The sequence below is a fragment of the Micromonospora sp. C31 genome (genome assembly GCF_018070575.1).
Taxonomy (GTDB): Bacteria; Actinomycetota; Actinomycetes; order Mycobacteriales; family Micromonosporaceae; genus Micromonospora.
Genome location: NZ_JAGPXN010000042.1, coordinates 1 through 9,146 on the forward strand (window position 1 = coordinate 1; position 9,146 = coordinate 9,146).

A 9,146-nucleotide genomic window follows, 5' to 3' on the forward strand; every position below is an offset into this window, starting at 1 on the left:
GCTGTGGCACGCGGCCACCGCACGATCTTCGGTTGTCCTCACAAACCATCGATGATCAACGCGGTGGCCGTCTTCATGCCCGCGCCACGCCCAACGCTGAAGCCAAGTGACGTTGGAGTACTAAGCCAGGGCCCCGGCAAAGTCGTGGCGGTGTCCGACTCAGGCAGTTCGTGATAGAAGCGCCGCTGTTGGTGGCAGCAAGACGGGCATGACCGGTTCAGAAGATCATCAAGGTTCTGTACGCCATGGTGATCGATCCGAAGTGAGTCATGCCCGCACTGCCATCATCGCTGATCTCGTCCCTGTCCCGCGCACCGGCTCTGACCGTGTCCGAAACCGCCGATGGCTTGCCCGCAGCACTCGCCGAGCTGGCAGCGGTTCGCAGGGGTTGCAGGTAGGCGCGCAGGGCGGCGGCGCTGCGGCAGTAGCCGCAGGCGCGGATCTCGGTGAGCAGTTGGGCGGTGTTGGTAATGCCGCCGGTGAGGCGTTAGTGCAGGTAGTCGAGGTGGTCGTCGAGAATGGTCGGCCGACCGGCGCGGGGTTTGGCCACAAATTCGTCGACGGTGACGTGCCGGGCGAAGCGACGCACGGCACCTCGGGCCAGGCCGAGCCGTCGGGTGATCTCCCGGATGCTGTAGCCCTCGTCGCCCGATCACGGACCTGCTGGTAGCGGCGCCAGGTTTGGGGCACGAGCAGTCCCTGTTCCGCTCGGTCGGCGGCGGTATCGGTAGCGGCCTGGGCCAAGTTCACCGCCGCCGGCTGGGACTGTGCTTGGAGGGCGATGGTCAGCCAGCGGCGGTGACAGGCGACGGCCTTCTCGACGTGTTCGGCGAGATGTGCCACAGGTGCCACCGGCCGGCGACCTGATTGGCCTGTGGCGCGCCAGGGCGGGCGCCTTCGGCGTAGGCGGTGGCGCGATCGCGGCAGTTAACCTGCACGGTCGGCCGCAGGCTGAGCCAGGCAGCAAGGACGGTGGCTTGCCGGTCGGGTAGTAGTACGTCGACTGGCCGGCGGGGTCGATGTCGACCAGCACGGTCGCGTACCGGTGCCTGCAGCGAGGGCCGAGTCATCCACACCAGCGCCGTGACTGTGCCGACCGGCGGGTCGGGCAAGGCACGGACCAGCCGCAGGACGTGCCGCGGCTGGTCTCTAACCCGAGACGGCCAGCCACCCACGCCGACAGAGCGTTGCTCCAGGACCAGTTCGGCTGGCTCGCTCCACACCGAGGAGGCGCCGTTCCCCTTTGCCCGCAGGATTTCCGTCGTTATTCGGCATCGACACCGCGCGTAGACTTCTAGACCGTGCCACTTGCTGGAGCGTTGGGCGGGTATCGCCATCAGGATCTTGTGACCGCCTGCGCCTACGCGCTGCTGCTCACCCCTGGAACCAGCGAGACTGCGGTGGGGGCGGAGTTGCGCATCGCCGAAAGCTATCGACTCGATGACTTAAACCAGCGCGGGAGGGTATGGCGCGGGGTCCAGTTGAAGAACAGCGTGTCAACCGGTGCGCTGGACCTGTCGCACCTAACCGGCGATCGAATCAAGTTCCGGCTAGACGACGTCGTCTCGAAGTACTGGGCGGCGTCAGAGCGCCCGGACGAGTGCCGCCTAGTCGTGACATTCAGCCGCATCGGGGAAACCCTCGCACCCTATGTGGTACCCAGCGAAAGTCATGGCCCTCTTGTTTCTGGATTCGCCACGCAGCGCTATGTTCTCGATCCCGCCTTGTGGTGGCCGGTCGACGGTGGCCCGATATATGAGGGCTTGGCCCGTGTGACCCGTGATCAGCTGGTGGAGTTCTGCCGAAGGTTTGTGATTGAGATCGACTGCCCAACGCAGTCGGGTGATCTACTCAGGCCGGGGCCGTTGGAGACGGTTCTTCTGGAGATCCTACGGGAGCGGGTCGGAGTGGGACGATTTCCTAATGCCGGCCGTGATCCAAGGGATGTTGCGAAGGTCCTCGTTGATTTGGCCCGGGTCTCACGCGATAAGTGGCGCTCGCGGCAGGAGGTAATCGAGCAACTGGATCTACGCATGGACTTCGGTCGAGCACGGCAGGATCTACAGCTAGACCCTGATACGGAGGTTCCCCACGACAACGAACTCGCAGCGCTGATCGCGGCGGTAGAGCGACATGGTCGAGTGGCCGTCACGGGACAGCCTGGCGCCGGTAAGAGCTGGCTATTACACGGGCTGCGGCAGCGTCTGCTCGCCAGGGGCTGGATAGTCGCCTCGCACTATTTATTTATTGGCCCAAGTGACATTGAGCAGAACAGCCGTATCAGCGGCGATGTAATGTATGGCAGCCTTATTGCCCAGCTCCAGGATGCCGACCCGGCCGTCGGGGGGGATGCCGACGCGCCGCTGCTCTCGGCGGGCCAGCGTGAGCTTGAGGCGCGACTCGCGTCTGCCCGCTCGCAGCTACCCGCACGGCGGATCGCCGTCATCGTCGACGGTCTTGACCATGTCGACCGTGTGGCCGGCCGCCGCCAGCCGGGAGCCGCTGCAGAATTGATGGAACAGATCAGCTCCTTGGAGCTACCGTCAGGCGTATCGATCGTGGTTGGCTCGCAGCCCGGTCCTCATTTGGCGGACTTCCTCGCGACCGCCGCTGAGCATGCGGTCGGCCCCTGGCCGGACGCCATGGTCACTCGGCTGGTGGACCGCTTGGGAGTTGGCGCATCAACGGAAGGTTTACTGTCCCTGCGCGAGCGGGAGCAGGTCACAGCGATCATCTGCGCGAAGGCTGCGGGCAACCCGCTGGTGGCGACCTACCTGTGCCGCACGGCCATAGGACTTGCCGCCGGAACAATCTGCACGCGCGACGACGCAGACGTCGCCGCGTACTTATCCGGAGCCCCTCAGTTCGATGGACAGATCGAGACGTATTACCGGTGGCTGCTGGATGGGCTCGGTGATGAGGGCGCACGAATGTGCGCTCGAGCTATCGCGCTGATGACCTTCCCCATTACCGCGACGGAGCTCGCTGAGATCCATCCCCTCGTCGCTGGGCGGGGGGATGCCATCCTCGACCTGCTGTCGTCCGTCCTGCTGCGCGATGCCATCACCGGTGCGGTACGGGTGTACCACGAAAGTTTCCAACGGTTCATACGCGGTGAAGCCAACATTCCGCCGCTGCTCGAACCGGTGATCAGGTGGCTTGAGCGGTGGGATTATTTCGCCGATGCACGCGCCTTCCGCGGCCTCCTCACGATGTTGTCTGAAGTGGGTCGACACCGCGAGGTCCTTGCCCACGTCGGCGTGGAATTCGTTGCCCGGGCCGCCGCACACAATCAGCCGTGGGACGCAGTAGCGGCCAATTTAGAGGTGGCTGCCGAAAGCGCCGCCGAACTCCAGGCTTGGCCGGACCTCGCTCGACTGTTGGAGCTATCTCGCGCCGCTCACTTCTTTTACACTTGGCGGCTGGGCGGAGACGAACTGACCGACCGGTTCGGGCGGACGTACGCGGCGTTGCACGGTCCCGCTGCCCTGGCGTCTGCCTTGACTGATAACGGCCGGTGCACATTCCCCGCCCGATCCGGGCTCGTACTGTGTCTGGTATGCGAACAGCAAGGCGTCCCGGCGCCGTGGGAGCTGTACCTGCAGGCGGAAGAACGGCGTCGAGAACAAGATCCCATCGAGTATGGCCATGAGCCACACCTAGTGCATGCCTGGATCGTCGGCACGCTCAAGGTCGCAGGACAAGCCGCCGCAGCCGGGCTTGTCCAACGATGGATCACCCATCGCGACGAGGTCGGGGTCGCCACTCAGAGCCTGGTGTGTGCATTTGGCGAACTCTATGGCCCTGCGGCCGCCGAGGCTCTCGCCGCCGAGCAGGCGACCGGCTCGGACCGGGCCTGGGCACTCCTCGGCGCTGCCGACGCTCACGGCGATGGACCGGAATACGAGCGGTTGGTGCGGGCAGCATTGGCCGAGGGTGACTACCTTCCCAGCGACCAACTCCTCGAACTGCATGATCGACTCCAGCTAGACGATGCCACCATTACGGCCGCCCGTGGCGATCTCGGTAAACTCACAATGAAGATATCTGGAACCCCGCGTCAGGCGTCAGGCTTCTTGAGACAGTGGTACGTAGAGATTGGGTTGGCCGCTGCTGTCCACAACGACGGCGATCTTATAAGGGCATTGATCTTTATACCAGACGAGACGTGGTACCAGCTGTGGCTGCGCTTTGTCATCACTATCCACCGCACCTCTGACGACGAAGCGCGCCTCGACGCACTCAGGTCGCTGACCGAACTTGAAGAAAACGCAAGGAACAGCAACCTGCACGGCGCCTTCGGGATAATCCAGGACTCGCTGCACTTCGTCCTGCACGATCTTGCCGACGCACAATGGAGCGACGCCGTCGACATCCTGGTTACGATCAGCCAGCGTACCAGCCGCGACAAAGGCGATTGGCGGTCCGGTCCGATACCCCCGAATGCTTTGCTGGAACTGCTGCTCACCACTGCCGACACACTTGCCAAGCGCAGCAAAGCCGTCGAGGTCGCCCAGGCTGTGCTTCAACCCGACAAACGCAGCAGCCAAACCTATGACTACCACGCCGAAGATCACATGCTGCTCGCCATCATCTCCGAAGAAGCCGGACGGGCAGATCTCGCGCAGGAAGCATGGCAGCAGGCATGCCAATACCTAACCGGCTATGGCCGCCGCAAAGACATCACGATCTTGGAAATTCTCGAGCCGCTCCCGGAATTGGCCAACGCCGACCCAGTCAACGCCCTGCCACTGGTCGGCCTGACCTACCCACTCGTCACCTCCCTGCGCTGGCACACCGACGGCCGATCCACCGCCGGACTCATCAACCACTGGGCGGACATCGCCGCGGAAATCGATCCGACTGGCCTGCTTTCACACCTCGCCGCGTCAAATCTGGCCGACACTCCAACCTTTGGCGAGCTCGATCATGCTATCCCCCAAGCGCTCGCAGCCCTTACAGCACAGGCTAATTCTGAAGTTCTGGCTGCGGGCTGGATCGGTGCCGGCATGTACGGCCACCATAATCCAGAGAGTGCGATCGCTGCAGCCGAAAGAGCTCCTGGATCGAATCTCGCTATCTGGTCCACGATCATCGGAGCAATTGCGGACGACAACCCCGATGAGTCGACGGAAACCATTAGGCTCATCAACGATTCGGCACAGCGGCTTGGGATCAGTACCACGCAACTCGCAGCCATCGAGCAGACCGCCGATATACCCACGGCTGAACCGGAGACGTTCGATGCACCGCAAAACGCCAGCGTCGCGTACCTTGCGAGTCTAGTCCGACGCTGGCGGGAACAATACGACAACGCCGTTTCAGCGTCAGCCGTCGCCGACACGGTCAGCGAGGCCCTGCTACGCCTTCACCACGACCACCGCGATGTCGAGGCCCACGGCCTACTCACGCGGATCGGTCGTGACAGCCGGACGTGGCGCCCGGACACACTGCTCGCCGAACTCGCTGCCCGGCTCACCGGATCTGCTCCCGCCCTTGCTGCGGCAGCAGCCACCCTTGCATGCACCCGGTCCTCTGACGGAGGGATGAGGCGGGGCGATCCCGACGCCGTCAATCTCTTCCTAGAAGCGCTCTCCCTGGACCGGGCAACCGCCTATTACACGCTCGCCGAAGAAGCAGCGAACGCGGTGGCGGAAGGCGGACCTTACGGTCAGACATCCCATTTCATCACAATGCTCGCATACGCCGGCAACACCACTGACGCATTCGACGCCTGGCACCAGGCATATTCGGTGATCTCCTTCCGGATGCCCCCCACAGGGAATGACGACCTCAGTCTCCAACTCTACAAATCCCCGCCCTTCGACACCGAAACCACGATCGCGTACGCGCTCGCCGCCCGCCTGAATCACGTGCTCGTCCCAGAGCGCCGCGCCGCGATGGCGGGCATCACTCTCTTCGCCAGCAACCCGCAGGCATTGGGACGCGCCGTCGCGACTGCCGCAGAACAGGCGCCCACATCGGTGCTCATTGCATTGCTGCAAATCATCGAGCTGATCGACACTCCACCATACATCATGACGGGAATTGCACGCAGCGCGCTATCGTTCGCCGCGACGAGCAAATTCTTGGCAGTAAATACCCTCGCACGCCAACTGCTGCAGCGCGCCGGACTCCAGACGCCACCGGACTCAGTTATCGAAACAATACCGGCACCTCCCATCGAGGAAAACCACCTCACTGAACAGCTCTTAGAGAGGTACGAGCCGGCCCGGCTGGAAATTATCGAACGCACGTGGCCACAGGCCGCGCGTCGCATCGCGGAACGACTCCACCTCGCACTATCAACGCCCGGTAACAAGAAGCGGCAATCGGAGGCCCTTCGCAACATCGGTCAAACGCGGACACCAGCGGAAGACCTCTTCTGGCTGCCGTTCGACGAGTACGCCGAGGAGGCACTGCAGGCAGCCGCGTCCGAAGCAAGGCTGGACCTTGCGCGGCAGAGGCAACTGAATCCCAACCTGGTTCAGGAAATGCTCCCCGGGCTGCTCGGGTCCCTGGACCTTGGCGCGCGCCTCGGACTGAGTCGCATCCCAAGACCTCGCCGCTTACGCCCGCCACACGCGCTGCCGGAAACACTCACAACCGTGAACCCTACGGAGCTCACCGAAGGCCCCTACTCAGGCTGGATAATCGCCGGCCACTACGAACATGAGATAGTCGACCCACCTGCTGGCGAGCGGCAGGTCACAGAACCCCAGTACATTGTCGGTTATTCCGGAATGTGTCTGTGCCACGCCTCCGTCGCAACTCCTCCCGTGATCGAGGACAGCGATATTGATGTTTGGCGAAGTGCACCCAGCAGCGCGCCGATGCAAGGCTTAGCATCGATCGGTCTCGCCGCGCTAACTTTCGGCCGTGACCCGTTCGGCAGATTCGTGGCCCTTTCACCTCATCCCAATATCATCACAATGGCAAGCCTGACGCCCGCTCCCGTCACTGCTGGATTAACGATGCATGACCAGCAGGGGCAGCCAGCTGTCGTCTGTCGCTCATGGCGCCATCGCCCCTACGGGGAGAACCACCCGGGCGAACGTGAGCACCGCCTATCAGGCTCCATCCTGCTCGTACGCCCAGACGTGATCGCTGAGTTCCAGGCTCGGCATCCAGATATGAGCCTCATCTACACGACATTCGCCGTCACGCCAGATTAGGTCCGGGTCATCAGGTTCGAATGCTGTCGGCGCCGTTCCTTCACCGAGGCGTTGCCGACGGTGTCGCCCTAACCTCGGCCCTTCGTTAAGGGTTGTCCAAGGGCTGGGCAGAAATGAAGAAGTGCCTTCTGATCAGGGCAAATAGGACTTGCTGAGGGCCCGATGTTCCTGTCACGGAAGGCACTTGCTGGGTGAAGGCTACCGCATCACGTCCGAAGATCATGGTGACCGGCGGCGGGCGGGGCGTTGTCGGGCACCTGGGTGCCCGTTTGCTCGCGGATCTGGCCGACGTGACAGGGTTGTCAATCCCCTGGAATCGTGGAGGGCGTCGTTATGCGGCCCGGGCCTCCAGGGCACGGGTCTCTGATCGTTCGTAGTCCATGGGTGATCGCCAGTCGCAGACGGAGTGCCGGCGACGTCGGTTGTAGAAGTCGGTGATCCAGGTGGCGATCTTCAGGCGGGCTTCGGTGCGGGTGCGGAAGTGGCGGCGGTGGACGTACTGGACCTTGATGGTGGAGAAGGTGGCCTCGGCGACGGCGTTGTCGAAGCACGATCCGACCCGCCCCATGGACTGGCGTACCTTCCACCGGTTACAGGCTCGGGAGAAGTCGGCCGAGGTGTACTCGGTGAATTCCAGCCATCGTCGCAACGCTGTCTCCCGATCAGGATGCCAGAGCGGAGTGGAAGACCTCGTGTGGTGTGCGCCAGCCGAGGATCTTGCGAGGCCGGTGGTTGAGGTGGTCCTCGACCATCCGCAGTATGTCCGGCCCGTGCGCGACCAGGCTGCTGCCCTTGGGGAAGTACTGCCGTAAGAGCCCGTTGGTGTTTTCGTTGGTGCCACGCAGCCACGGACTGGCCGGCCTCGCGAAGTAGATTCCGTCACGGAAGTGTCCGGCCAACTCCTTGTGGTGGGCCATCTCGGAGCCCTGGTCCCAGGTCAGCGTTAGCCGCGCCGACTCTGGAAGCCGCTCCAGAACGTTGACGAGCGCAGCCCGGAGTTGGTCGGCGCGGTGACCATCCGGCAGGTGCACCAGCCGCAGGTATCGGCTGGTCCGGTCGACGAGGGTGCCGATGGCGCTTTGGCTCATCCGTCCCACGATCAGGTCGCCTTCCCAGTCGCCGATGCGAACGCGGTCGTTGACGATGGCAGGCCGCTGATCGATCAGCAGCGCGGGTGCAACGAATCGGCACTGCCGTTGGTCGGCACGGCGGCGCCGGCGCCGCAACGGGCGACCGGTGCGTAGTCGTCGGCTCAGCTGTCGACTCAAGCCACCGCGGCCGCCGTGGTAAAGGGCCTGGTAGATCGTCTCGTGGCAGATATGCCAGTCGCTGCGGTCTGGAAAGGCGCGACGCAGGTACTGGGCGATCTGCTCGGGGCTCCAGTCCAGCTCAAGCTTGTCCTGCACCACGTCACGTAGCTCGGAATCGAGGTTGAGCTTGCCCCGCCGCGGGCGTCGGGTGCGCTGTCGAGCTCTCGCGTGGGCCAGGTCCCCGTCGTATGCCTTGTCATGGGGACGGGTGTTGCGGCGCAGCTCACGGCTGACCGTCGCTGGCGAGCGATCAATCCGGCGGGCGATCTCCCGCACGCCCAGGCCCTGACCGCGAAGGGTGGCGATGCGCTGCCGTTCCAACAGCGACAGGTAGCGGTTCGACCTGGCCGCCTCGGCGATCCGTACCGGCGGGATACCGCAGTTCTCCGCCCGCCACCGATACCCGGTCTTTCGGGTGATCCCGAGCATCCGGCACGCCTGCACCGTCCCGACCCCGGACAACAACAGCTGCCAGTACCGAGCCTCGACATCCAACTGCCGCTTTCGCCCACGCCGTCCCATCAACACATCCAATGAGCCCTTTTCATCCTGCGTAGCGGTTGGATTCGGTGCGGTGCAGGACGAGGATCGCCTGCACGATCGCGGTGGCTCGGCGTGGGCAGCAGCGCAGCTTGGCCAGGATCTTCCAGGTTTTGAGCGT

General features: G+C 63.8%; 3 protein-coding genes and 1 pseudogene. 1 reads left to right on the plus strand and 3 read right to left on the minus strand.

Translation table 11 applies throughout. The features are described 5' to 3' along the window. Nucleotides 1-1,301: 1,301 nt before the first annotated feature. On the plus strand, nucleotides 1,302-7,175 hold the full coding sequence (locus tag KBX06_RS27170; protein ID WP_210839890.1) for an ATP-binding protein: 5,874 nt from the start codon (nucleotides 1,302-1,304) through the stop codon (nucleotides 7,173-7,175). Nucleotides 7,176-7,506: 331 nt separating this feature from the next. Here the strand turns inward: KBX06_RS27170 and KBX06_RS27175 are convergent, their stop codons facing one another. From KBX06_RS27175 to KBX06_RS27185, 3 genes and pseudogenes are all read right to left on the minus strand, one after another. Then, nucleotides 7,507-7,824 carry an integrase core domain-containing protein gene (locus KBX06_RS27175; protein WP_210839891.1) on the minus strand — a complete coding sequence of 106 codons (318 nt, stop codon included), beginning with the start codon at nucleotides 7,822-7,824 and terminating at the stop codon, nucleotides 7,507-7,509. Between the two features lie 13 nt (nucleotides 7,825-7,837). Further along, on the minus strand, nucleotides 7,838-8,914 hold the full coding sequence (locus KBX06_RS27180; protein WP_247686764.1) for an IS30 family transposase: 1,077 nt from the start codon (nucleotides 8,912-8,914) through the stop codon (nucleotides 7,838-7,840). A 115-nt stretch (nucleotides 8,915-9,029) separates the two neighbouring features. After that, nucleotides 9,030-9,146 (minus strand): annotated as a pseudogene (locus KBX06_RS27185) (IS5/IS1182 family transposase); the annotation flags it as partial.

Bases quoted from the DNA above. Each gene is read 5' to 3' on its own strand.
- KBX06_RS27180 (WP_247686764.1), bottom strand. From the start codon at position 8,914: ATGCTCGGGATCACCCGAAAGACCGGGTATCGGTGGCGGGCGGAGAAC.